The following is a 23,462-nucleotide window of genomic DNA, read 5'->3' on the forward strand; positions in this document are numbered from 1 at the left end:
CAAACAGTGAGGAAACCGCCCCATGAAACTGTTCCGTACGCTTCTGGCCGCCACCGCGGTCGCGAGCACCACCCTTCTCGGCACGAGCTCCGCCCACGCCGCGGCACCCGGCGCCGACTTCACCGGGATCGCAGCGCTCAGCAACTGCTCCGCCTCCCTCGTCCGGTACGCCGAGTCGGTCTCCACCGACAAGGCCCTGGTACTGACCAACGGGCACTGCTACGAGGGTGGCTTCCTGCAGCCCGGCCAGGTCCTGGTGAACAAGACGTCGACGCGCTCGATCACGCTGCTCAAGCCGGACTCGAGCCGGGCCGGGACGATCCGCGCCGAGAAGATCCTGTTCGGCACGATGACCAAGACCGACATGATCGTGTACCAGATCAACGAGACCTACGCCTCGATCAAGAGCCGCCTGAACGTGACCCCGCTGACGCTGGCCAAGCAGGGCCCCGCGGACGGCGCCGGCATGGCGGTCGTGTCGGGGTACTGGAAGCGGATCTACACCTGCTCGGTGCAGGCGACGATCCCGCAGCTCCGCGAAGGCGACTGGACCTGGCAGAACTCGATCAAGTACCAGCAGCCCGGCTGCGAGACCATCGGCGGTACGTCGGGATCGCCCGTGGTCAGCACCTCGACCGGCGAGGTCATCGGGGTCAACAACACCGGTAACGAGGACGGCGAGCAGTGCACGATCAACAACCCGTGCGAGGTGGACGCCGACGGCAACGTCACGGTCGACCAGGGCGCGGCGTACGGCCAGCAGACCTGGTGGCTCTACACCTGCCTGACCGCGAACCGGACCATCGACCTGAACAAGACGGGCTGCGAACTCCCCAAGCCGGCCCGCCGCCACTGACCCCCCGCCCCCGTTTGAGCGGTTAACCATCCAGAATGCCCGTTCACCCTCCGCATGCAGGGGGTGAACGGGCATTCTTGGCGGTTAACCACTGAAACGGAGGGCCCAGGAATCCGTGTGGTGTGACGTGAGGCACTCGGTCCGGTAACGTCGCGGCGCATGGCAGTCGACTCCGCTACTGATCAAGTCGTCACAACCGGTTGGCCGAGCCCGTTCGGAGTTCGGACCCGGTTGGTCGCGTCCAGTGCGCTGATGCTGTTCGTCGAGCTCGCGCTGATCCGCTGGACCGGCTCGAACGTCGTCCATCTCAGCTACTTCTCGAACTTCGTGCTGCTCGGCTCGTTCCTTGGGATCGGGATCGGAGTGCTCCGCTCCGGACGGGCCAAACGGCTGCCGTACTACTCGCCGATCATGCTGGGCCTGCTCGTCCTGGTGATCGCGTGGAAGCCGGTCACCGTCAATCGCGGCAGCTCGTCCAGCGTCATCTACTTCACCAGCCTGAACACCACCGGCCCGCCGGTCTGGGTGATCCTGCCGGTCATCTTCGTCGCGGCCGCCGTGGTGCTGGCCGGTCCGGCCGAGCTGGTCGGCCGTTGTTTCGGGGAGTTGCCGCGCCTGACGGCGTACCGGTTCGACCTGGTCGGCAGCCTGGTCGGGATCGCGGCGTTCACGGGGCTGTCGTTCCTGGGCGCACCGCCGATCTGGTGGGGGCTGATCGTCACGCTCGCGTTCGCCGCGCTGATGATCCCGCGGTCCGCGGCGTTCTCCGGCCGCCGCGCGGTCGCGACCGGTGTCAGTGCCGCGCTCGTGCTGTCGCCGCTGATCGTGATGCTCGGCGTGCTGTTCCACGAGTCGACCAAGCCCGACAACAGCTGGTCGCCGTACTACAAGGTGCAGACCAAGCAGTACACCTGGGAGGGTGTGCCGCTGCTGACCATCACCGTGAACGGCGTACCGCACCAGCAGGCGATCCCGGCCGACGCGCGGCTGCAGTGGGAGCCGCAGTACGGGCTGCCGTACGAGCGGGCGAACGCCGGCAAGCAGCCGAAGAACGTGCTGATCATCGGCGCCGGTTCCGGCTCGGACGTGGCGATCGCGCTGAAGAAGGGCGCGCAGCACGTCGACGCGGTCGAGATCGACCCGCGGATCCGCGACCTCGGCAAGGCGCTGCACCCGGACCGTCCGTACCAGGACCCGCGGGTGAGCTCGCACATCGACGACGGGCGCGCGTTCCTGTCCCGGACGGACAAGAAGTACGACCTGATCCTGCTGGCGCTGCCGGACTCGCTGACGCTGGTGAACGGCGCGAGCTCGCTGCGGCTGGAGAGCTACCTGTTCACGCAGCAGGCGTTCGAGTCCGCGAAGGAGCACCTGAACCCGGGTGGCGCGTTCGCGATGTACAACTACTACCGCGAGACCTGGCTGATCGACCGGCTGGCGTCGACGGCGGAGCAGGCGTTCGGTCACAAGCCGTGTGTCGACAAGATCGGCGACGGCCTGCAGCAGGCAGTGGTGACGGTCGGTCTGACCGAGCAGGACCAGACGTGTGCCGCCGAGTGGCCGGGGGCGACCGCGCAGACGCCGCCGCCCGCGACCGACAACCGCCCGTTCCTGTACCTGTTCACCGACCGGATCCCGTCGCTGTACCTGGTGACGCTCGGGCTGATCCTGGTCGCCGGCCTCGTCGGTGTCGGGATCGCGGGCGGCGGCGCGTCGTACCGGCGGATGCGCCCGTACGCGGACCTGTTCCTGCTCGGCGCCGGGTTCATGTTGCTGGAAACCAAGAGCATCACCGGCTTCGCGTTGCTGTTCGGTACGACGTGGGTCGTGAACGCGATCGTCTTCGCCGGGGTGCTGGTGGCGGTGCTCGCGGCGGTCGAAGTGACGAGGCGGTTCAAGACACCACCGATCAAGGTGATGTTCGCGATCCTGTTCGGCGGCCTCGCGTTGTCGTGGGTGTTCCCGGACAGTTGGCTGTTGTCGATGCCGGTGGGGCTACGGGCGCTGGTCGCCGTACTGATCGCGTTCACGCCGATCTTCGCGGCGAACGTGATCTTCGCGAAGCGGTTCACCGACACCGCCGACGGGACGGCGTCGTTCGGCGCGAACCTGCTCGGCGCGATGCTCGGCGGCTGCCTGGAGTACGCCGCGCTGATCATCGGCTTCCACGGCCTGCTGATCATCGCCGCGCTGCTCTACGCCGGGGCGTTCCTGCTGACACCGAAGCTGGCACCGAACCTGGCACCGAAACTCCGAACCCGTGAGTGAGCTCGCCGACTACTACCGCGAGCGTGCCCAGGAGTACGACGCGGTGTACGACAAGCCGGAACGGCAGGAGGACCTGGCCCGACTGCGGGCCCTCCTGCCGCCGCTCGTCGCCGGCCGGTCGGTGCTGGAAGTTGCCGCCGGCACCGGTTACTGGACCACGGCGCTCGCGACCACCGCGCGGTCGGTGGTCGCGACGGACCTGAACGACGAGACCCTCGCGGTCGCGCGGACCCCGTCCTACGGCCAGGCCGAGGTCCGTTTCGAGACCGCGGACGCGTACGACCTCGGGGCCGTCGAGGGCCGCTTCGACGCGGTCTTCGCGGGCTTCTTCTGGTCGCACGTGCCGCGAGCCGACGTACGGCGCTGGGTCCGGGGGCTGCTGGACCGGGTCGAGCCGGGCGGCGTGGTGATCCTCGCCGACAACCGGTACGTGGCGGGCAGCAACTATCCGATCACCCGGACGACGGCCGGCGGGGACACGTACCAGACCCGGCAACTGTCGGACGGGCGCACGTTCGAGGTGCTGAAGAACTTCCCGACCCGGGAGGAGCTCGCGGCCGAGGTCGCGCCGGCCGAGGCGGAGTGGACCGAGCTGACCTACTTCTGGCTGGCAACCGTCTGCTGATCTGGTACGGGTTCGGCCCGTTTCCGGCGTTCCGGGTGCGGCCTGGTGGCAGGATCTGAGACATGACGTGGCTCGTGACTGGTGGTGCTGGGTACATCGGGGCGCATGTGGTGCGTGCGTTCCGCAACGACGGGATCGACGTGGTCGTGATCGACGACCTGTCGAGCGGGAAGGCGGAGTTCGTCCCGGACGGCGTGCCGTTCGTGCGGGCGAACCTGCTCGACGCGACGGCTGTCCGGAAGGCGCTCGAGGGTGTCGACGGCGTCGTGCACCTGGCCGGCTTCAAGTACGCCGGGGTCTCGGTCGAGCGCCCGCTGCACACGTACACGCAGAACGTGACCGCGATGGTGTCGCTGCTCGAGGCGATGGCGGAGACGTCGGTGCGCAACATCGTGTTCTCGTCCAGCGCCGGCGTGTACGGCACCCCGAAGGACGAGGTCGTCACCGAGGACACCGAGCCCGACCCGCAGTCGCCGTACGGCGAGTCGAAGCTGATCGGCGAGTGGCTGCTCCGCGACCAGGCGGCCGCGACCGAGCTGCACCACACCTCACTGCGCTACTTCAACGTCGTGGGCTCCGGCGACCCGACGGTGTACGACGCCTCGCCGTACAACCTGTTCCCGATCGTGTGCGACCTGCTCACCCAGGGGAAGGTGCCGCAGATCTATGGCACCGACCACCCGACCTCGGACGGTACGTCGGTGAAGGACTACGTCCACGTCGCCGACCTGGCCCGCGCGCACGTGGCCGCCGCCCGCGCGCTCGAGTCCGGCAAGACCCTCGAACCGGTCTACAACCTCGGCAGCGGCACCGGCACGTCGGTCCGCGAGATCATGGACGCCGCCCGCCGGGTCACCGGGATCGACTTCACCCCGACCGAGGGCCCGCGCCGCCCCGGCGACCCGTCCCGCGTCGTCGCGAACGGCGACCTGGCTGCCCGCGACCTGGCCTGGCAGAACACGTACACGGTCGACGACATGTTCGCCACCGCCTGGGAAGCCTGGCCGAAAAGCTGAGTGGTGAGCGATCCCCGGCGGTTGTAGCCTGTGGCGCAGTTCACAGTTGCTGCCCGGACCTGGGCACGATCGAGGGGTGCGATCCATGAGTCACGAGAGCCTGCCGCAGTTCCTGGCGAAGATCGATCTCTTCGAGGGGCTGTCCAGGGACACGTTGTCCGACCTGATCGAGCGTGGCACCACGCTGAAGGTTCCGGCCGGCAGCCGGGTGATCGAGCAGGGTGCGCACGACGCCGGCCTGCAGGTGGTGCTCGAGGGCTCGGCCGCCGTGGAGGTCAACGGCGTCGTCCGTGAGCCGCTGGGAGTCGGGGACTACTTCGGCGAGATCTCGCTGATCGACGGCCTGCCGCGGTCCGCGACCGTGGTGGCCGGGCCGGACGGGCTGACCACGTTCGCCCTGTCCGCGCTGGCGTTCGAGCCGGTCGTGAAGGAGAACCCGGAGGTCGCCCAGGCGTTGCTCAAAGCCCTGACCGCCCGGATCCGCGACCTCGAGTCCGAGAGCTGAACCGATCCGGCCCGAATCGCCTGGGGGCGCGATGACCGAGGAACGCAAGGTCGTCACGGTGCTGTTCTGCGACCTCGTGGGCTTCACCACCGCGTCCGAGTCCGCCGACCCCGAGGACGTCCGGCGCTGGCTGGCGCCGTACCACTCGACCCTGCGACAGACGGTCGAGCGGTACGGCGGCACCGTCGAAAAGTTCGCCGGGGACGCCATCCTGGCCGTCTTCGGCGCACCGCGCTCCCGGGAGGACGACGCCGAACGGGCGGTCCGGGCCGGCCTGGCGATCCTCGAGGCGGTGCGGACGCTGCCGGACGGGCCGCTGGAGGTCCGGATCGGCATCGAGACCGGCGAGGCGCTCGTCCAGCTGAGCGCGCGACCCGAGCTCGGCGAGCCGTTCGTCACCGGCATGGTGGTCAACCTCGCGGCCCGCCTGCAGTCGTCCGCGCCGATCGGTGCGGTCGTCGCCGGGCACGGGACCCACGAGGCGACGCACCGCGTCTTCGGCTACGACGCGCTGGAACCCGTTGCGGCCAAGGGAATCAGCCGTCCGGTCGAACGCTGGCAGGCCGGCCTGCCGCGAGCACGCTTCGGGACCGACGTCATCCGCGATCTCACGACGCCGATGGTCGGCCGGCAGCGCGATCTGACCTTGCTGTGCACGGCGTTCGAGAAGGCCCTCGCGGAGCGGGTGCCGCAGTTCGTCACCCTGCTCGGCGAACCGGGCATCGGCAAGTCACGTCTGACCGCGGAGTTCGGCGCCTGGCTGGACCGGCACGACGAGCTCGTCGCCTGGCGCGAAGGCCGATCGCTGCCGTACGGCGAGACGCCGTTCGGGCCGATCGCCGAGATCTTCAAGCTGCAGGCCGGGATCCTGGACACCGACCCGCCCGTGCAGGCCGTGGCCAAGCTCGACGCGATCGTGCCCGACGGCGCGGACCGTGCCTGGCTGCGGGCCCGGGTCGGCCCCTTGGTCGGCGCCGACCAGTCGGCCCAGCCGGGGCCGGCGACCCAGGAGGAGTCGTTCGCGGCCTGGCGGCAACTGCTGGAGTCGTTCGCCGAGCAGTCGCCCGTGGTCCTGGTGTTCGAGGATCTGCACTGGGCGACGGACGCGATGCTCGCCTTCGTCGATCACCTGGCCGAATGGCTGACCGACCTGCCGCTGATGGTCGTCGTCACCGCCCGGCCCGAGCTGCTCGAACGCGGACCGCAGTGGACCCGCGGCGTCCAGAACGCCCTCACCCTCGGCCTGTCACCGCTGACGGCGGACGAGACCGATCAACTCCTCACCGGGATGTTCGCCGGCCAGGACGTGCCCGCGGAGATCCGGCAGCGACTGGTACGCCGTGCCGACGGCAACCCCTTGTACGCCGAGGAACTCGCGCGGATCGTGACCGACTGCGGCCCGGACCAAGCCACCGCTGCCGAGCTGCCCGCGGGCATCGCCGCACTCATCGCGGCTCGGCTGGACACGCTGGAACCCGATCGCAAGGCACTGCTCGCGGATGCCGCCGTGGTGGGCCGGGTGTTCTGGGCCGAAGCCGTCGCAGCCATGTCCGGCCAGGACTCGGCGGACGTCGTCCAAGCGCTTCAGCTATTGGCCCGCAAGGAGTTGGTGCGACCCGTCCGGCGGTCGTCGATGCTGGACCAGCACGAGTACTCCTTCTGGCATGCACTGACCCGCGACGTGGCCTACAGCCAGGTGCCGCGCGCGGCCCGGTCGGCGCGGCACCTCGCGGCTGCGGACTGGCTCGAGTTGCGGTGCGCTGCCTGTCAGGCCGAGACGCCGAACCTGATCGCGTACCACCTGACCACCGCGCTCGACCTGGCCGCCGCCCAAGGCGACACTGCCGCGGTGGCGCAGATCGCGCCGCGGGCCCGCCACCACCAATTGGCGGCCGCGGAGCTGGCGATGAACCTCGACACCAACGAGGCGCTCGCCCTGCTCGACCGCGCGCTGGCCCTGAGCCCGGCCGGCGATCCCGAACGTCCCACGGTCCTGCTGCGCTGGGGCTGGGCGGCTTTCCAGGCGGGCCGCCTGGACGACGCCCAGGCCGCGTACCTCGACGCGATCGCCGGATTCGAGGCGATCGGTGACATCCGCGGAGTCGCGCTCGCCTTGAGAGCCTCGACGTACTCGCTCAGCAGCATGGAGGAGAGCCTGGCGACGGTCGACCGGGCGGTCGGGATGCTCGAGGAGCTCGGGCCGAGCGAGGACCTGGTGCTGCTGCTGTCGGGGCAGGCGAGTATCCGGGTGGTCGCGAGCCGCTATCAGGATGCGATCGACTCGGCGAACCGTGCCCTGCGGATCGCGACCGAGCAGGGGTACGCCGTACCGCACCGGGCTCTGGAGTCGCGAGGGCTCGCCCGGGTCGGTCTGGGGGACACCGGTGGGCTGGTCGACGTCAAGGAGGCGCTGACCGCGCTGCTCGAGGGCGGCCGGGGGCGCGATGCGGCGGTGACGTGGCTGAACTACGGCTGGGTGCTGTGGCAGATCGAGGGACCGCTGGTTGCCCTGGGCGAGCTGGAAGCGGCGCGCGATTTCTCCGCCCGGCGCCGGCTGGCCGAGATGGAGGAGCAGATCGGCTGTACCGTCCTGCAGTTGCTGATCGAGACCGGCCGGTCGGCCGAGGTGATCGCGGCGTGCCGGGCCCAGCTCGAGCGTCCTTCACCGGCGTTCACCGTGTTGCGGCGCATCGAGGTCCTCGGTGCGCTGGCGGTGGCGGAGGCCGACGCCGGCCTTCCCGGCGCTCGCGATCACGCCGAGGAGGCGTACCGGCTGGCGGTGGAAGCGGGCTGGCCGGACATGATCGCCGTCGCGGCCTCGCCCGCGGCGACGACGCGTGCGCGCGACGGCGACCGGGACGGCGTCCTGGAGATCCTGCGGTTGCTCGCCTCGCTGGCCGATCTGCAGGGCAGCATCGAATTCGACGTCCGCCTGCCGTCCTTGGTGCGGGCGGCGCTCGCCGTGGGGCACGACGACGCCGCGGCCGTGCTCGCGGATTTCGTGGAGCCGGTGCTGCCGATGCGCGAATACGCCGCGACGACGGCCCGGGCGCTGCTCGCCGAACACCGCGGCGACATCCAGGCCGCGGCCGCCGGATTCGCGCGCGCAGCCGCGGACTGGGGTGCCTTCGGCAACAAACTCGAACAGGCCCACGCCCTGCGTGGCCTGCACCGCACCACGGGCGATCCCGATGCCCTGGCCGAAGCCGAGCAGCTGGTCAGCTCCCGGGATACTCCTTCTTGAACGGCCCCGACGTCGTCAGGTCGAGGACGCCGGGGCCGGTGAGGACGCCGCCCTCGACGGGCAGGGTGTGGCCGGTGATCCAGGACGCGTCGTCGGAGGCGAGGAAGGCCACCGCGGCGGCGATGTCCTCGGGCTCGCCGATCCGGCCGAGCGGGTACATCGCGCCGAAGCGCTCCAGCGTGTCCGGCTGGTTGTCCCAGTTCGGGGTCCGGATGGTGCCTGGGGCAACGACATTGAAGCGGACGCCGAGTTCGCCGTACCGGGCCGCGTAATTCACGGTCATCGCGATCTGCCCGGCTTTGGCCGCGGAGTACTCGACGTTGCCGAAGGCGGCGATCCCGTTCACCGAGCTGATCGTGACCACGTTGCCGCGGGTCTTCACCAGCTGCGGCAGCGCGGCCTGGATGCAGCGCGAGGCGCCGACCAGTGTCAGGTCCAGCTGCGCGTGGAACTCCTCGGGCGTCGCGTCCTCGGGCACCGACCGGACGATGCACCCGCCGGCGTTGTTCACCACCACGTCGAGGCGGCCGAAGCGCTCGACCGCGGCCGCGACCGCGGCCTGAACCTCGCCGGTGTCGGTCACGTCGAGGTGGAACGGCAGCGCCCGCTCGCCGATCCCGGCCGCGACCTCGGCGAGCTTGTCATCCTGGAGATCGGTCACCAGCACCGCGGCGCCCTCGGCGGCCAGCCGCCGCGCGACCGCCGCACCGATGCCCTGCGCCGCCGCCGTGACCAGTGCGACCTTGCCTTCGAACCGCTGCACGCTACCCCTCCACCACTCGGTCGACCTTCTCGTCCGCCACCCGGCGCTCCACCTTGGTGGGGTCCAGGTTCCTGCAGAGCACGATCGAACCACCTCCGGCGATCACCCCGACCAGCAGTCCCAGCCCGTGGCGGTCCACCAGGCTCCGGGTGACCAGGATCCGGTCGCCGACGGGCTCCGCCGCACCGATCAGGTCCTCGTGGGTGAGCTCGTCGTACGCCGGTGAGGCCGGCGTCGGCGGGTCGAACGGCACGAACACGTCCGGGTGGTTGTAGACCTCGGCGCCGTAGTCCTGGACGCCGTCCGGCAACGGCTCGCGGAAGCGGCCGCCGAGCGGGAGCAGCGCGGAGGCGACCGTCTCGCGCTCGCCGCGGATCGCGACGTCCGGGCCGGTGATCGCGAGGGTGCCGGTGCCGCTGGTCAGCGCGGCGCCGGCCGACCAGGTGGACAGCGCCCAGACCACGCCGAGCCAGTGTGGCGGCAGCCCGATCGCGACGGTCTCGCCGGACTCGAGGTCGTACTCGTCGACGAGCAGGTTGGCGGTCTTCGCGACCCAGTTCGCGGTGGTGACCGCGCTCAGCTCGATGCGCTCGCCGCTCGCGTCGTCGTAGTAGGTGAGGAACGGGGCGGCGCCGTCCCGGCGGACCGCGGCCGCGAACAGCTCGGGCAGAACTCGTGACATATGGCCCACCCTACGGTTCGCGGACCGACGTAAGTTGGACGGGGATTGACCGGAAAGAAGGCTTGTCATGGTGCCAGAACTCGCGCTGCCCGAAGGCGGCGAATGGATCGTCATCCTGGTCATCGTCGTCCTGCTGTTCGGCGCGAAGAAACTGCCCGAGCTGACCCGCAACACGGCCCGCGCGATGAAGGAGTTCGACAAGGCCCGGCACGGTGACGACGACGAGACGCCGCCGCAGGTCACGCAGGCGGCGCCCCAGGCCACGGCTCCCCAGGCCACGGCTCCCCAGGCATCAGCTCCCCAGACATCAGCTCCCCAAGCGCCGGCTCAGCAGGCGCCGGCTCCGCAGGGCTCAGGTGATCTCGAGAGCGGCGGCGCGCAGGGCGTCGGCCAGTAGCGCGACCGGCTCCGGGAGCCGGCCGGGCAGCCGGGCGAGGATCGTCCGGCGCAGCTCCTGCGGACCGCCCCGGACGGTGACCACGCGGACACCGGGCGGCACCGCCGACGCCATCGACGCGGAGATCGTGGTGAGTCCTGCCCCGGCCGCGACCAGGTGGAGCTTCGCGAGCCAGTCGCGGACCGTGTGCGCGATCAGCGGCCGCTCGTCCAGACCGGGCCAGACGCCCATCCACAGCTCGCTGCTCGACGCGGGCCCGGCGATCCACCGCTGACCGCGCAGCTCGCCGACGTCCACCACGTCGTACGCCGCGAGCGGATGACCGGTCGGCACCGCCAGCCGCAGGCTCCGCTCCGCGAGCGTCTCGAGCTTCAAGGCCGGCGACTCGGCGTCCGGTGGGCGGAACGGCGGCGCGGACGCGATCAGCGCGAGGTCGATCGTGCCGGCGCGCAACGCCCGGACCAGCGTCGGCGTGGATCCCTCCCGCGTCGTCACGGTGATCGCCGGGTGCGTACGGCGTACCGCGCTGACGGCGCGTGGGACCAGGACCGCGCCGGCGCTCGGGAACCAGCCGAGCCGCACCGTTCCCCCCTCGGCCGGCAGGCCGGCCAGTTCCCGGGCCGTCGCGTCGATTCGGTCGAGGACGGCGGCGGCGTTGCGGAGGACCACCTGTCCCGCGGCGGTGACGACGACGCCTTCGCGGCGGCGTTCGAGCAGCTGGTTGCCCGCCGCGCGCTCGAGTGCGGCGATCTGGCGGGACACGGCCGACTGCGTGTACCCGAGCGCGGCCGCCGCGGCGGTGAACGTGCCCCGCTCCGCCACCTCCCGGAACACCCGCAGCGCGACCAGCGAGACGTCGGTGAAGTCCATGACATCTACGCATACCACCTGTGCGGAACTTTCGCTGGAGTCATACCGGTCGCCGACCTACGTTGGCCTCATGAGAACAGCACTGGTGACCGGCGCCAATCAAGGCATCGGATATGCGTTGGTGGCAGAACTGGCGAAGCGGATGAACTCCGAGGACCTGGTCCTCCTGACCGGCAGGAACCCGGAACGTGTCGCCGCCGCGGTGTCCCGGGTCGAGGGGAAGGCGAGGGTCGAGGGCCGGGTTCTGGATGTGACCGACGGGGACGCGGTGGCTCGGCTGGCCGAGGAGCTCGGCGGCGTGGACATCGTGGTGTCCAACGCCGTCGGGCCGTTGGAGCCGGGGAAGCCGGCGCAGGAGCAGGTGGACGAGTTCGTCGACGTGGCCAATCTCGGGGCGCAGCACGTGGTGCGTGCGTTCGGGCCGATCCTGCGGCCGGGTGGGCGGTTGATCGTGGTGGCCAGTTCGCTGGGGACGCTGGCGCAGCTGCCCGAGGAGTTGTGGGACCGGTTCGACGGGGCCTCGCTGGAGGACGTCGAGAAGGTCGTGGAGGAGTGGCGTACGGCGGTGCACGACGGGAGCGCGCAGCAGCGGGGCTGGCCGGAGTGGATCAACCTGCCGTCGAAGGTGGCCCAGGTGGCCGCGGTCCGCGCGGTCGCGGCCGAGCGCCGCGAGCGGGATCTCGCGGAGAACACCCTGGTCGCGTCCGTCTGCCCGGGCCTCGTCGACACCCGCGCGTCGCGCCCGTGGTTCGACGACTTCAGCCAGGCGAAGTCCCCGGCCGAGGCCGTCGTACCGATCGCCGACCTGATCCTCGCCGACGGCGTCGACCCGACCCGGTACGGCGAGCTGATCCGCGACGGCGAGGTGCTGCCCTGGAAGTAGGATCCCGCTGGTTAGGTTAGCCTAACTGGCGTGCAGGGTATGACGATCCGCGGTGAGATCAGGCGGTTGACCGGCGACCCGCAGTACTGCAGTCGCCGGAGCTCTCATAAGGTCGTCCCATGCTGATCCTGGCCGGCCTGGGCCTGATCCTGGTGCTGACCGTTGCCACCGGCTACTTCGTCTCCCAGGAATTCGCGTACGTCGCCGTCGACCGGAGCCGCCTGCAGACGCTCGCCGCGGACGGTGACGCGGCTGCCGCGCGAGCACTGAAAGTCACCGCGCGGTTGTCGTTCGTGTTGTCCGGGGCGCAGGTCGGCATCACCATCACGGCCCTGCTGGCCGGGTACTTCGCCGAGCCGTACCTCGGCGCCGGGCTCGAGCACCTGCTCGGCGGGGCCGGCGTACCGGACGCGCTGAGCACGTCGATCTCGGTGATCCTGGCGTTGCTGCTGGCAACCATCATCCAGATGGTGCTCGGCGAGCTGGCGCCGAAGAACCTGGCGATCGCGAAGGCCGAGGCGATCGCGCTCCGGCTGGCCCGCTCGACCCTGCTGTACCTGACCGTCGCCGGGCCGCTGATCCACCTGTTCGACTCGGCGTCGAACCGGATCCTGCGCCGGGTCGGGATCGAACCGGTCGAGGAACTGCCGCAGGGCGCGACCGCGCAGGAGCTCGACCGGATCATCGAGACGTCGTACGAACAGGGCCTGCTCGACCAGGACACGACGCGGCTGCTCGACCGCGGCCTCGACTTCCGCGGCCGGACCGCGGGCGAGGCGATGGTGCCGCGGGTCGACGTGGTCACCGTGCACCGCGAGGAGCCGCTGACCCGGGTCGTCGAACTGCAGGACACCGGGCACAGCAGGTTCCCGGTGATCGGGGCCTCGGTCGACGAGGTGATCGGCGTGGTCGCGATCGGCGAGGTGGTCGAGCTCGAACCGGCCGACCGCGCGACGATCGCCGTCGGCTCGCTGGCGTCGCAGCCGGTCGCCGTCCCGACGACGCTGCCGCTGCCCGCGGTCCTCGAGCGGCTCCGGGTCGCGCGCCGGCAGCTCGCGATCGTCGTCGACGAGTACGGCGGGTTCGCGGGCATCGTGTCGCTGGAGGACATCGCCGAGGAGCTGGTCGGCGAGATTCGCGACGAGGACGACCTGCCCGAGACCGGGCTGGTGCAGGGCGGCGACGGGTCGTGGGAGGTCCCGGCCCGGTGGCGGCTCGACGAGGTCGCCGAGGCCACCGGCGTACAGCTGCCGGACAGCGACGACTACGAGACGGTGTCCGGTCTGGTGATGGCGCGGCTCGGCCGGATCCCGGACGTCGGCGACTCGCTGGTCGTGGAGCTGCCGCACCGGATCGACCACGACGGGCGGCCGGTCCCGGCCGAGTTCGTCCGGCTGACGGTGCGGACGATCGAGCGCCGGGTGCCGGGCATCGTCGAGATGGAGCGGACGGCATGAGTACGACGTGGGCGTTGATCATCTCCGCCGTACTGCTCGCGCTGAACGGGTTCTTCGTCGCGGCCGAGTTCGCGCTGGTCGCGTCGAAGCGGCACCGGCTGGAGGAGGCCGCGGCGTCCGGCAGCCTCGCGGCGCGGGCCGCGATCGCCGGGGTCAGCGAGCTGTCGCTGATGCTCGCGGGCGCTCAGCTCGGGATCACGTTGTGCACGCTGGGGCTCGGTTCGCTGAGCGAGCCGGCGGTCGCGCAGCTGCTGCATCCGCTCTTCGAGCTCGCCCACGTGCCGGAAGGCGTCGGGCATGTGATCGCGCTGATCATCGCGGTCGCCGGGATCGGCCTGCTGCACGTGCTGCTCGGCGAGATGGCGCCGAAGTCGTGGGCGATCAGCGATCCCGAGCGGTCGGCGCTGGTGCTGGCGCTGCCGTTCCGCGGGTTCACGTACCTCTTCCGGCCGCTGCTGATCGTCCTCAACTGGTTCGCCAACCTGTGCGTCCGGCTGGTCGGCGTCACGCCGCAGAACGAGCTCGCCAACGCGCACGGCCCGGATGAGCTGCGCCTGCTGATCGAGTCGTCCCGCGAACACGGCACCCTCGCGGAACCCGAGCACGAACTCCTCACCGCGATGCTCGCGTTGCAGAACACCACCGTCGGCCAGGTGATGACGCCGATCGGCCGGCTGTCGACGGTGCCTTCGACCGCGACCGCCCGCGAGGTCGAACTCACCAGCCGCCGCGAAGGTCACTCCCGCCTGGCCGTGGTCAGCTCCGGTACGGACGGGGAGACGGGGATCTGCGGCATCGTCCACGTCCGCGACGCCGCCCGGGCGACCACCGCCGGCGACACCGCCGCGCGCGCGGCCGGCCTGATGATGCCCGCCCTCGAACTGGGCGAGAACACCCCGGTCGCCAAGGCCATCCGCACCATGCGCGACGAACGCTCCCAGCTGGCCGTGGTCTGCGGCGGCGACCGCGCGATCGGCGTCGTGGCCCTCGAGGACCTCCTCGAAGAGGTCATCGGCGAGTTCAACGACGAGACCGACCCCATCATCACCGCCGCCACCCGCATCGACCCCACCCCGTAGCCCACTTTGAGCACGCACCAACCGTTTTGCGGCGCCCGAAGTGGTTGGTGGGCGCCCAAGGTCGGCGGGTTACGGTTGGGGTGGCTAGCGCGGAGGAGGGTTTGTGGCGATCAAGCGGCTCGGGCTGGTGGTGCATCAGGGGCGGCCGGTGGCGGTGGAGACGGCCGAGACGGTGCGCAAGTGGGCGACCGCGCACGACATCGGCTGCACCGACATCGACGTCTGGAAGGACCACCAGGAGCGGCGGACCGGGACCGACGAGCTGCATCACGCCGGTGACCCGGATCTGGTCGTCACGCTCGGCGGCGACGGGACCTTCCTGCGCGGCGCGCGGATCGCGGCCAAGAACAACGCCGCCGTCCTCGGGGTCGACCTCGGCAAGGTCGGCTTCCTGACCGAGGTGGCCTGCAAGGACGTCGAGAAGGCGCTCGAGGCGGTCCTCCACGGCGGCGCGACGTACGAGGAGCGGATGACGCTGACCATGCGCGCGTCGCGTCCGCTGGAGATCCCGACCGGGATCGAGTCGCTGCTGCGGTACGGGCACGGGCCGGCGCTGCCCCCGCCGCCGGTGCGGCACGAGATGGCCGAGGGCGACGGCTGGGGGATGGCGCTCGACGTGACCGCGTTGAACGACGTGGTCGTGGAGAAGCTCGCCCGCGACCACCAGGTGGCGCTCGGCGTGTACCTGTCCGGCCGGCTGCTGGCGTCGTACTCGGCCGACGCGGTGATCGTGGCGACGCCGACCGGTTCGACGGCGTACAGCTTCGCGGCCGGCGGCCCGATCCTGTCGCCGAACACCGAAGCGATCGTGTTCACCCCGGTCGCCCCGCACATGACCTTCAACCGGACGGTCGTCGCGGCCCCGGACGAGCCGATCGCGCTGCGGGTGCTGCCGCACTCGGGACAGGCCGCGGTCAGCATCGACGGGCAGTTGCGCGGCGTCCTCGACCCGGGCGACTGGATCGGCGTGTACGGGTCGCCGCAGCGGCTGCGGCTGGTCCGGCTGCGGCCGACGGACTTCTACGGCCGGCTACGGGACCGTTTCCGGCTCACCGACGCGCCCGCGACGGCGCTCGACGGGCAGTCCGAGCTGTTCTGGCAGCCCGCGGACACCCCGGTGCCGCCGGATCTGAAGCACCTGCGGATTCCGCAGCCGCCTGGTGACGACCGGTAGGGTCTCTCCTCATGCGAAACGTGGTGATCCTGGCGGGTGGTTCGGGGACGCGGCTGTGGCCGATGTCCAGAGACGACAGGCCGAAGCAGGTGCTGCCGCTGGCAGCGGGACAGTCGCTGCTGCGGGTGGCGTACAACCGGCTGCTCGGCCTGGTGGAACCCGAGAACATCTACGTCTGCACGGTCGGCGCGATCACCGACGTCGTCCGCCAGGAGCTGCCGGAGCTCGGCCCGCACAACATCATCGGCGAGCCCGCCCGGCGGGACACCGCGAACGCGGTCGGCCTGGCCTCCGCGGTAGTCGCGCGCAACGACCCGGACGCGGTGGTCGCGTTCGTCGGATCGGATCACCTGATCAGCCCGGAGGACGAGTTCCGGGCCGCGATCGAGCACGGCTTCGAGGTGGTGGAGGCGCGGCCGCGGTCGCTGGTGACGTTCGGGATCGAGCCGACGCACCCGCACACCGGGCTGGGCTACATCGAGCGCGGCGCCCCGATCGAGGGTACGTCGGCGTACGTCGTGGACCGTTTCCGGGAGAAGCCGGACCGGGAGACCGCGGAGGAGTACCTGGCCACCGGGCGGTTCTGGTGGAACTCCGGGATGTTCGTGTGGCAGGCGTCGACGGTGCTGAACGTGCTCGACGCGCTGCTGCCGGAGTCGGCCGCGCGGCTGCGTGACGTCGCCGCGGTCTGGGACACCCCGGAGCGGGAGGCGACGCTCGCCGAGATCTACCCGAACCTGCGCAAGATCAGCGTCGACTACGCGGTCATGGAGCCGGCCTCGCAGGGCAAGGTCGACGCGGACGTGGTCGTCGTACCGATGCCGGTGCACTGGCTGGACGTCGGCTCGTGGGCCGCGCTCGCGGACACCTACACCGCCGACGCGAACGGCAACCGCACCGACAGCATCACGCTGAGCTGCCTGCTCGACTCCCACGACAACATCATCGTCACCGACGACCCGGACCACCTGGTCGCCGCGGTCGGCTTGCGCAGCCACATCATCGTCCACACGCAGGACGTCACGATGGTCTGCCCGCTCTCCGACGGCGAACGCGTCAAGGACCTGGTGGCCCAGGTCCAGTCCGACCACTCGAGCTACATCTAGCCCGCGGCGAGAAGTTTTTCGGGAGCGTTGTCGATCCGGGGACTTCCCGTTCGACCTGTGGGGGCGAGGGCCGAGAGGCGGCTCCGCGGGACGAGGAGGACACGATGCCGAAGTACATGCTGATCATGCGGGGCACCGACGAGTCGAACGCGGCGATGATGGCCTCGATCGAGGAGTCGATGGCCGCCACCCGGCAGCTGATCGAGGAGATGCTGAAGGACGGCGTGCTGCTGGCCGCGGAAGGGCTGGACGATCCGCGGCGAGGTGTCGTGGTCGACTTCGGCGGCGCGGCTCCGGTGGTCACGGACGGGCCGTACGGGGAGACGAAGGAGCTGTTCGGCGGCTACTTCCTGCTGGACGTCGCCTCGCAGTCCGAGGCGGTCGAGTGGGCGAAGCGGGTCCCGGCGGCCCGCGGTTCCAAGATCGAGGTCCGCCGGGTGGCCGGCGACGACGAGGTCCCGGAAGTCTGATGGGTACGGCGGCCGACGTCGCGGCTGTCTGGCGGATCGAGTCGGCGCGGATCGTGGCCGCGCTGACCCGGTTCGCCGGCGACTTCGGGCTGGCCGAGGACGCGGCGCAGGAGGCGGTGGCCGAGGCGCTGGAGGCGTGGCCGCGCGACTACCCGGCCGATCCGGCCGGCTGGCTGATGACCACGGCCCGGCGGCGGGCCATCGACGTGATCCGCCGCCGCGTCGCCCTGCGCGACCGGTACGCGCTGCTGGCGGCCGCTGCGCCGCTCGACGAGGAGATCGATCCCGAGACGATCGACGACGACGTCCTGGCGCTGATGTTCATCAGCTGCCACCCGGTGCTCGCACCCGAGGCCCGGATCGCGCTGACCCTGCGCGTCGTGGCCGGTCTGTCCAGCGAGGAGATCGCCCGCGCGTTCCTCGTACCGGTGCCGACCGTGCAGGCGCGCATCACCCGCGGCAAGAAGACGATCGCCGCCGCCGGGATACCGTTCGAGCTGCCGCCGCCGGACGAGCGCCGGGAGCGGCTGAGCAGCGTGCTCAGCGTCCTCTACGTGATCTTCACCGAGGGCTCGACGGCGACGTCCGGTGATCGGCTCGTCCGGCCGGACGTCGCGTACGAGGCGATCCGGCTGACGCGCACCCTGGCGGCGCTGCTGCCGGCCGAGCCGGAGGTCCACGGCCTGCTCGCGTTGTGCGAGCTGACCGCCGCACGCTTCCCGGCCCGAACCGCCGCCGACGGTACGCCGATCCTCCTCGAGGACCAGGACCGGACGCGCTGGGACTTCGCGGCGATCCGGCGCGGGCTCGCCGCGCTGACCGTGGCGTCCACCCGCGGCTTGGGTCCGTACGGCCTGCAGGCCGCGATCGCCGCCGCCCACGCGTCGGCACTGTCCGTCGAGGACACCGACTGGGACCGAATCGTGGTCCTGTACGAGGCCCTGGGCCGCGTCGCCCCCTCACCGATCGTCGAACTCAACCGAGCCGTCGCGGTAGCCATGGCCACCGGCCCGGCCGAGGCGCTCCGCATCGTCGACGAGCTGATCGCCACGGACCGCCTGCCCGGGTCCCATTTGGTCCCCACCGTGCGCGGCGAACTGCTCACCCGCCTCGGCCGCCGCCCGGAGGCCCGCGCCGAACTCGAACTGGCTGCCCGGCTCTGTCCCAACCGGCCCGAACGCTCGGTCCTGCTCCGCAAGGCCGCCGCCCTGCACTGAACGAGAACGCCCCCGAGGAGATGCTCCTCGGGGGCGTTCGCACAGGTCTCGGGGTCAGCCGCCGTTCGGCTCCTGGGCGTCGGTGGCCGGGTACTTGTCCATGAACTGCTTCAGGGCGTCGCCGCTGACCGAGCCGCAGAACTGGCGGTGGCCGAAGGACTTGTTGGAGGCGTCCGGGCCGCTCCAGTGGGCGAACGCCAGGTTCTTGCCGTCCGGCCAGGCCTTGCCCTCGTCCTGCTTGAAGGGGGCGGCGATGAACTTGTTGAGGGAGCTGTCCGGAAGCTTCGACTTGGCGATCTTCTCGATCTGGTCGATCTGGTCCTTCGGCAGCGTGTCCCGGTACCAGAGGATCGTGTAGCCGTGCTCCAGGTTGTGCACCAGGTTCTCCACCGCGGGTCGGTCGCCGGTGGAGTAGAACTTCTTGTCGAACGGCGCCCAGTTCGGGTAGTGCGGGCCGGAGGACGGCGGAGACACCGGGTACATGATCTTCTCGCCCTCGGGGCGGTGGTCCTGGGTGCCGCCGCCGTCGTCGTTGGTGACCGCGTCGCACGATGCCGCCGACGCGGCGACGCCGAAGTCGGTTAGGGCCTGGTTCTTGGTCCGGGAGTCCTGGATCAGCTTGATCGCCGGGTAGGCGATGATGGCCAGGCCGACCACGATCGAGCACACCACGATGAGGATCGTGCGGCGGCGGTCCGACCGGGCCTGCTCACGCTGCATCTTCTCGATCATCTCGCGGCGCGACTGCTTCTGCGACGACGCTTTACCCACAGTGTTGGTCTTCCCGGAAGGGGCGGCCACCGCGCCGCCTGGCGAAGGCAGTGTACGAGGTGACCCTAAGAAGTTGCCTAGAAAACTACTTCGACCGTGAGCCGAACGTGACCGTCGCCTCGTTCCCCGGGCCGGGGCGCACGGTCACGCCGTACCCCTCGGCATGCAGCAGGACGGCGAGCCGCTCGGCGATCACACCGACCGTGACGGGCTCGTCGCCGAACACCGTGACAGCGTTGTCGTCCGCCTGCAGCCGAACACCGTCGACCTCGGTGAGCAGCCCCGACCACAGCGCCGGATCCACCGCGCGCGGCGCGGCCGGCGGCTGCCGGTCGAGGACGGCGGCGCGCGCGGCCTCCCGCGTCCCGAGGCTGAACATGTCGGCCTCGGCGTCCCGCACCAGCGCCCGGGCGCCCGGCCCGTGCTCACCGACCGGCAGCACGGCGTCGTCCAGCCCACGCAGTACGGCGACCGGCACGCCGTCGGCCTTGCCCTTCACCAGTTCGCTGGCGCTCGCGATCTCGTCGGCCAGCGCCGGCTCGGTCACCGCGAGGACGTTGCCGTGGCTGTCCGTCGTACCGCGGAGATCCTCGACGACGCGGACGCCGGCGGCGCCGATCGCGAGGTCGGTCTGGCCGTTGCGCCACGGGCGGCCGAGCGTGTCCGTGACGACGATCCCGACGTTGACGTCGTACCGCTGCTTCAACTCGGCTCGCAGGGCGCGCGCCGACGCGTCGGGGTCGACCGGGAGCAGCAGGACCGTGCCGGGTGCGGTGTTGGACGTGTCCGTGCCCGCGGCGGCCATCACCAGGCCGTGCCGGGTCTGCACGATCCGGGTCTCACCACGCTGCGCGACGACCCGCACCAGCTCGGCGTCGACCGCCTCGCGACGGGTGCCCCGCGTCAGCCGGCCCTCCGCCTTGCTGACGATCTTCGACGTCACCGAGACGACGTCGCCGTCGCGCAGGTCGGTGCCGTCGGCGATCAGTGCGGCCAGGTCGTCGCCGGCCGTCACCTCCGGCAGTCCGGTCACCGGGAAGATCTCCAGGTGCTTCCTCATCGCCGTACGGCCTCCGCGAGGGTCAGTGCCGCGTCAGCCATCGCGGCGGTGGTGGTCTCGTCCGTCATCCACAACGGCACGGCCTGCACGTGAATTCCGGCGCCGGCGATCGAGTCCGCCTGGATCGCGTCGGAGGTGTCGATCAGCCAGCCGTCCAGGACGCCGCCGGAGGTGCGGGAGCCGTAGTACCGCGCGACCGCCGACGCCGTCGACGCCACACCGACGGTGGCGAGCACCTTGTCGGCCATACCGCGGACCGGTCCGGTGCCGATGATCGGCGACAACCCGATGACCGGCGCCGCGGTCTCCCGCACCGCGTCCCGGATCCCCGGTACGCCGAGGATGGTGCCGACCGAGACGACCGGGTTGGACGGCGGCACGATCAGCACGTCGCAGTCCGCGATCGCCTCCAGTACGCCGGGTGCGGGCTTGGCCTTGTCGGCGCCGACGGCAACGATCTGGTGCGCGGGGACCTCGGCCTGGTAGCGCACCCAGTACTCCTGGAAATGAATGGCTTTGCGCCGTCCGGGCTGCTCCGGGTCGTCCACCACCACATGGGTCTCGATCCGGTCGTCGCTCATCGGCAGCAACCGCACCGGCAGCTTCCACCGGCTGCAGAGCGCCTCGGTGACCGCGCTGAGTGTGAAGCCGGCGTCCAGCATCTGGGTGCGCACCAGGTGGGTCGCCACGTCCCGGTCGCCGAGCCCGAACCAGGTCGGCTCCACGCCGTACGCCGCGAGCTCCTCCTTGATCACCCAGGTCTCGTCCTCGCGGCCCCACTTCCGCTCCTCCGAGATGCCGCCGCCGAGCGTGTACATCACGGTGTCCAGGTCGGGACAGACCCGCAGACCGAACAGGGTGATGTCGTCCGCGGTGTTCCCCACGACGGTGATCTCGGCGTCCGGACGGGCCTTCAGCAGGCCGCGCAGGAAGGTGGAGCCGCCGATGCCGCCGGCCAGCACTGTCAATCGCATGGGAAGAGTCTGCCCGAGTCGTCAATGCGTCGGACCACCGCACGACTATGCTGCGGTGAGTCAGCACATCCGCACAGCTCAGTTGTACGGCCCCCCAACATCCGAGGAGCCCTCGTGGTCACCGACGCAACCAAGAAGCTCAGAGAGCCGGTCGCGTACATCTTGCTCGCATTCACCGGCCTGCTCGCGCTGGCCTCGCTGTTCCAGTTGTTCGTCGGCGGGATCGGCTTCGTCGCCGCGTCCGGTGGCGTGCACAGCCTGATCGTCCCGCCGGCCTTCCCGTCGCTGGTGGTGATCGCCGCGCTGGTCGGTGCGGTCTGGCTGGTGAACGAAGGCGAGCGGACGCCGAACGCGCGGATCGTCGTGTTGGGCGCGCTCGTCGTCACCGGTCTGCTCCTGCTGATCGGCCTGATCGCCACGTTCGCGCAGTTCAACGGGAGCGGCACGACCGGTGACAAGATCGTCGGCTTCATCGCCTCGATCGGCGGTCTCGCGCTGTACGGCGGTGTCGGCCTGTACGCACTGAAGACGTTCCAGACCCTGCCCGCGCCGGTGCGTGCGCCGAAGCCGGGCCAGTTCCAGCAGCAGGGGCAGCCGGGTCAGTTCGGCCAGCAGGCGCCGTACGGTCAGCAGCAGGGCTACGGCCAGCAGGGCTACGAGCAGCAGGGCCAGCAGTACGGCGGTCAGTACGACCAGGGCCAGCAGTACGGCGGTTACGCGGCCGGCGCTGCTGCGGGTGGCGCTGGTGGCTACGCCGCCGGCCAGGACCAGGGCCAGCATTGGCCGCAGGAGCAGGGCTGGAACCAGGGCGAGCAGCAGCAGAACTGGTCGGCCGGTGAGGCCGAGGCCCAGCAGCACGGCCAGCACGCGGCGCAGCACGGTGCGCAGCCCGGCGCCGAGCAGGCGTGGCCTGCCGAGGGTCAGGGCGTCGAGCCGACGCAGGCGTGGAGCTCCGAAGGCCAGCAGCAGTGGGGCGGCCAGGAGCAGGGTCAGCAGGCCCAGCAGTGGCCGCAGGAGCAGCAGTGGGGCGGGGCCGACGCCGGTCAGCAGCAGTGGGGCGGCCAGGAGTACGGCCAGCAGACCCCCGCGGGCCAGGAGTACGGCCAGCAGGCCGCGTCCGGTCAGGAGTGGGGCCAGCCGGAGCACGGCGCTGCAGAGGGTTCCCAGGAGCAGGCCGAAGCTCAGCCCGCCCAGCAGGCGTGGCAGCAGGAGCAGGCCTGGCAGACCGACGAGACGCCGGCCGCGGAGCCGAAGCCGAGCGAGCCGCAGGCCGAGTCCGCCGACGAGACCCGCGTCGACCCGCGGGTCGACTCCGACAAGAACGACCAGAACCAGCAGGGTCAGGGTCAGCAGGGCTGGTGGTCGCAGCCTTCCTGATCGGGCAACAGTTCGGGCGGTCTGCGACAGCAAGCCCTTACCGAGCCCTACGGGAAAATCCCGGCAACATCAGGTTTGTGCCCGGGTACACAGCGCGAGAGGCCTGTATCTACAGGCCTCTCGTTCTTTTGCGGGCATGTTGCGGATGATCCCAATAGCAGAGCACGGCTTGACTTTCGTGGATTGCAGGAATGTAATTTCAACCGTGTCGTTCGTTAGGACACTCGGTATCGGGGACCGTTGCAGAGCGCAGGACGGACGAGGTCAGGCATGTGGACCGCAAACCCACATGTACAGGGGAACGAACAGGGTCGAGGAGGTCGGACCGTGACAGAGAGCCTGATGGCGATTGTCGACGGTGAGGCGATCGAGGAGGAGCCGAACTGGCAGGAACGGGCGTTGTGCGCCCAGACCGACCCAGAAGCGTTCTTCCCGGAGAAGGGCGGATCCACCCGCGAGGCCAAGAAGGTGTGCCTCGGCTGCGACGTCCGGGGCGAATGCCTCGAGTACGCGCTGCAGAACGACGAGCGCTTCGGGATCTGGGGCGGCCTGTCGGAACGGGAACGCCGCAAGCTGAAGAAGAAGGCCGTCTGACGGTCCGAACACCAGCAGCAACAACTACATGACGGACTTCCGCGAGGCTCCGGGGTGATCACCCCGGGGCCCGC

The 23,462-nt window shown here is 70.6% G+C and carries 22 protein-coding genes; 16 read left to right on the forward strand and 6 right to left on the reverse strand.

The window, feature by feature from the left end:
- Window positions 1-22 precede the first annotated feature (22 nt).
- The 6 genes from AB0L64_RS13825 (at window position 23) to AB0L64_RS13850 (ending at window position 8,514) form a co-directional block, all read left to right on the forward strand.
- Entirely contained in the window at window positions 23-856 is an 834-nt protein-coding gene (locus tag AB0L64_RS13825) for a serine protease (protein ID WP_363710483.1), read from the forward strand.
- Window positions 857-1,108: 252 nt separating this feature from the next.
- A complete protein-coding gene (locus AB0L64_RS13830) occupies window positions 1,109-3,124 on the forward strand; it encodes a spermidine synthase (protein WP_363710484.1) in 2,016 nt (671 codons plus the stop codon).
- Window positions 3,117-3,749, forward strand: a complete 633-nt coding sequence (locus AB0L64_RS13835; RefSeq protein WP_363710485.1) for a class I SAM-dependent methyltransferase — start codon at window positions 3,117-3,119, stop codon at window positions 3,747-3,749. Before AB0L64_RS13830 ends, AB0L64_RS13835 begins: the two co-directional genes overlap by 8 nt.
- Window positions 3,750-3,811: 62 nt before the next feature.
- Window positions 3,812-4,765: a UDP-glucose 4-epimerase GalE gene (gene galE, locus AB0L64_RS13840; protein ID WP_363710486.1), complete on the forward strand. Its 954-nt coding sequence runs from the start codon at window positions 3,812-3,814 to the stop codon at window positions 4,763-4,765.
- Window positions 4,766-4,850: 85 nt separating this feature from the next.
- Window positions 4,851-5,270 (forward strand): cyclic nucleotide-binding domain-containing protein, encoded by a 420-nt coding sequence (locus AB0L64_RS13845; protein WP_363710487.1) that lies wholly within the window; start codon window positions 4,851-4,853, stop codon window positions 5,268-5,270.
- Window positions 5,271-5,301: 31 nt separating this feature from the next.
- On the forward strand, window positions 5,302-8,514 hold the full coding sequence (locus AB0L64_RS13850; protein WP_363710488.1) for an adenylate/guanylate cyclase domain-containing protein: 3,213 nt from the start codon (window positions 5,302-5,304) through the stop codon (window positions 8,512-8,514).
- Here AB0L64_RS13850 and AB0L64_RS13855 read toward each other — a convergent pair.
- The gene (locus AB0L64_RS13855; RefSeq protein ID WP_363710489.1) at window positions 8,489-9,277 is read right to left on the reverse strand and encodes an SDR family NAD(P)-dependent oxidoreductase; all 789 of its coding nucleotides are present in this window, start codon (window positions 9,275-9,277) and stop codon (window positions 8,489-8,491) included. The two genes, AB0L64_RS13850 and AB0L64_RS13855, sit on opposite strands and share 26 nt — an antisense overlap.
- A 1-nt stretch (window position 9,278) precedes the next feature.
- Window positions 9,279-9,959 carry a TIGR03089 family protein gene (locus AB0L64_RS13860; protein WP_363710490.1) on the reverse strand — a complete coding sequence of 227 codons (681 nt, stop codon included), beginning with the start codon at window positions 9,957-9,959 and terminating at the stop codon, window positions 9,279-9,281.
- Window positions 9,960-10,026: 67 nt separating this feature from the next.
- Between AB0L64_RS13860 and AB0L64_RS13865 the strand changes: the two genes are divergently transcribed.
- Complete coding sequence (locus tag AB0L64_RS13865) at window positions 10,027-10,356, forward strand: twin-arginine translocase TatA/TatE family subunit (protein ID WP_363710491.1); 330 nt, start codon at window positions 10,027-10,029, stop codon at window positions 10,354-10,356.
- Here the strand turns inward: AB0L64_RS13865 and AB0L64_RS13870 are convergent.
- On the reverse strand, window positions 10,312-11,226 hold the full coding sequence (locus tag AB0L64_RS13870) for a LysR family transcriptional regulator (RefSeq protein ID WP_363710492.1): 915 nt from the start codon (window positions 11,224-11,226) through the stop codon (window positions 10,312-10,314). The genes AB0L64_RS13865 and AB0L64_RS13870 overlap by 45 nt on opposite strands.
- Window positions 11,227-11,296: 70 nt before the next feature.
- Here AB0L64_RS13870 and AB0L64_RS13875 point away from each other — a divergent pair, with 70 nt between their 5' ends.
- The 7 genes from AB0L64_RS13875 to AB0L64_RS13905 all read left to right on the forward strand — a co-directional run bounded on the left by AB0L64_RS13875 (window position 11,297) and on the right by AB0L64_RS13905 (window position 18,612).
- Window positions 11,297-12,109 (forward strand): SDR family NAD(P)-dependent oxidoreductase, encoded by an 813-nt coding sequence (locus tag AB0L64_RS13875; RefSeq protein WP_363710493.1) that lies wholly within the window; start codon window positions 11,297-11,299, stop codon window positions 12,107-12,109.
- A gap of 119 nt (window positions 12,110-12,228) precedes the next feature.
- Window positions 12,229-13,566 (forward strand): hemolysin family protein, encoded by a 1,338-nt coding sequence (locus AB0L64_RS13880; RefSeq protein ID WP_363710494.1) that lies wholly within the window; start codon window positions 12,229-12,231, stop codon window positions 13,564-13,566.
- Window positions 13,563-14,645, forward strand: a complete 1,083-nt coding sequence (locus AB0L64_RS13885; protein ID WP_363710495.1) for a hemolysin family protein — start codon at window positions 13,563-13,565, stop codon at window positions 14,643-14,645. The genes AB0L64_RS13880 and AB0L64_RS13885 overlap by 4 nt, the downstream gene beginning before the upstream one ends.
- A 103-nt stretch (window positions 14,646-14,748) precedes the next feature.
- Window positions 14,749-15,819: an NAD(+)/NADH kinase gene (locus AB0L64_RS13890; protein ID WP_363710496.1), complete on the forward strand. Its 1,071-nt coding sequence runs from the start codon at window positions 14,749-14,751 to the stop codon at window positions 15,817-15,819.
- 11 nt (window positions 15,820-15,830) lie between these two features.
- Window positions 15,831-16,925 (forward strand): sugar phosphate nucleotidyltransferase, encoded by a 1,095-nt coding sequence (locus AB0L64_RS13895; RefSeq protein WP_363710497.1) that lies wholly within the window; start codon window positions 15,831-15,833, stop codon window positions 16,923-16,925.
- 104 nt (window positions 16,926-17,029) lie between these two features.
- Complete coding sequence (locus tag AB0L64_RS13900; protein ID WP_363710498.1) at window positions 17,030-17,395, forward strand: YciI family protein; 366 nt, start codon at window positions 17,030-17,032, stop codon at window positions 17,393-17,395.
- Window positions 17,395-18,612 carry a DUF6596 domain-containing protein gene (locus AB0L64_RS13905; protein WP_363710499.1) on the forward strand — a complete coding sequence of 406 codons (1,218 nt, stop codon included), beginning with the start codon at window positions 17,395-17,397 and terminating at the stop codon, window positions 18,610-18,612. The genes AB0L64_RS13900 and AB0L64_RS13905 overlap by 1 nt, the downstream gene beginning before the upstream one ends.
- Window positions 18,613-18,666: 54 nt before the next feature.
- Here the strand turns inward: AB0L64_RS13905 and AB0L64_RS13910 are convergent, their stop codons facing one another.
- The 3 genes from AB0L64_RS13910 to cofD form a co-directional block, all read right to left on the reverse strand.
- Complete coding sequence (locus AB0L64_RS13910) at window positions 18,667-19,383, reverse strand: DUF3105 domain-containing protein (RefSeq protein ID WP_363710500.1); 717 nt, start codon at window positions 19,381-19,383, stop codon at window positions 18,667-18,669.
- An 85-nt stretch (window positions 19,384-19,468) separates the two neighbouring features.
- Window positions 19,469-20,443: a coenzyme F420-0:L-glutamate ligase gene (locus AB0L64_RS13915; protein ID WP_363710501.1), complete on the reverse strand. Its 975-nt coding sequence runs from the start codon at window positions 20,441-20,443 to the stop codon at window positions 19,469-19,471.
- A complete protein-coding gene (cofD, locus tag AB0L64_RS13920; RefSeq protein ID WP_359935288.1) occupies window positions 20,440-21,417 on the reverse strand; it encodes a 2-phospho-L-lactate transferase in 978 nt (325 codons plus the stop codon). The genes AB0L64_RS13915 and cofD overlap by 4 nt, the downstream gene beginning before the upstream one ends.
- 114 nt (window positions 21,418-21,531) lie before the next feature.
- On the opposite strand from cofD, the gene AB0L64_RS13925 reads away from it, so the two are divergent.
- Window positions 21,532-22,794, forward strand: coding sequence for a hypothetical protein (locus AB0L64_RS13925; protein ID WP_363710502.1), 1,263 nt, complete (start codon window positions 21,532-21,534; stop codon window positions 22,792-22,794).
- 327 nt (window positions 22,795-23,121) lie between these two features.
- Window positions 23,122-23,388 (forward strand): WhiB family transcriptional regulator, encoded by a 267-nt coding sequence (locus AB0L64_RS13930; protein WP_355473429.1) that lies wholly within the window; start codon window positions 23,122-23,124, stop codon window positions 23,386-23,388.
- The last annotated feature ends 74 nt before the right edge of the window (window positions 23,389-23,462 follow it).

Origin of the sequence: Kribbella sp. NPDC051936, assembly GCF_040680955.1 — a bacterium.
GTDB lineage: Bacteria > Actinomycetota > Actinomycetes > Propionibacteriales > Kribbellaceae > Kribbella.

Coding starts and splice junctions, on each gene's coding strand:
- AB0L64_RS13830 (WP_363710484.1), top strand. CDS start 1,109: ATGCTGTTCGTCGAGCTCGCGCTGATCCGCTGGACCGGCTCGAACGTC.
- AB0L64_RS13860 (WP_363710490.1), bottom strand. CDS start 9,959: ATGTCACGAGTTCTGCCCGAGCTGTTCGCGGCCGCGGTCCGCCGGGAC.
- cofD (WP_359935288.1), bottom strand. CDS start 21,417: ATGCGATTGACAGTGCTGGCCGGCGGCATCGGCGGCTCCACCTTCCTG.
- AB0L64_RS13850 (WP_363710488.1), top strand. CDS start 5,302: ATGACCGAGGAACGCAAGGTCGTCACGGTGCTGTTCTGCGACCTCGTG.
- AB0L64_RS13895 (WP_363710497.1), top strand. CDS start 15,831: ATGCGAAACGTGGTGATCCTGGCGGGTGGTTCGGGGACGCGGCTGTGG.
- AB0L64_RS13900 (WP_363710498.1), top strand. CDS start 17,030: ATGCCGAAGTACATGCTGATCATGCGGGGCACCGACGAGTCGAACGCG.
- AB0L64_RS13825 (WP_363710483.1), top strand. CDS start 23: ATGAAACTGTTCCGTACGCTTCTGGCCGCCACCGCGGTCGCGAGCACC.
- AB0L64_RS13880 (WP_363710494.1), top strand. CDS start 12,229: ATGCTGATCCTGGCCGGCCTGGGCCTGATCCTGGTGCTGACCGTTGCC.
- AB0L64_RS13915 (WP_363710501.1), bottom strand. CDS start 20,443: ATGAGGAAGCACCTGGAGATCTTCCCGGTGACCGGACTGCCGGAGGTG.
- galE (WP_363710486.1), top strand. CDS start 3,812: ATGACGTGGCTCGTGACTGGTGGTGCTGGGTACATCGGGGCGCATGTG.
- AB0L64_RS13875 (WP_363710493.1), top strand. CDS start 11,297: ATGAGAACAGCACTGGTGACCGGCGCCAATCAAGGCATCGGATATGCG.
- AB0L64_RS13885 (WP_363710495.1), top strand. CDS start 13,563: ATGAGTACGACGTGGGCGTTGATCATCTCCGCCGTACTGCTCGCGCTG.
- AB0L64_RS13870 (WP_363710492.1), bottom strand. CDS start 11,226: ATGGACTTCACCGACGTCTCGCTGGTCGCGCTGCGGGTGTTCCGGGAG.
- AB0L64_RS13865 (WP_363710491.1), top strand. CDS start 10,027: ATGGTGCCAGAACTCGCGCTGCCCGAAGGCGGCGAATGGATCGTCATC.
- AB0L64_RS13845 (WP_363710487.1), top strand. CDS start 4,851: ATGAGTCACGAGAGCCTGCCGCAGTTCCTGGCGAAGATCGATCTCTTC.
- AB0L64_RS13905 (WP_363710499.1), top strand. CDS start 17,395: ATGGGTACGGCGGCCGACGTCGCGGCTGTCTGGCGGATCGAGTCGGCG.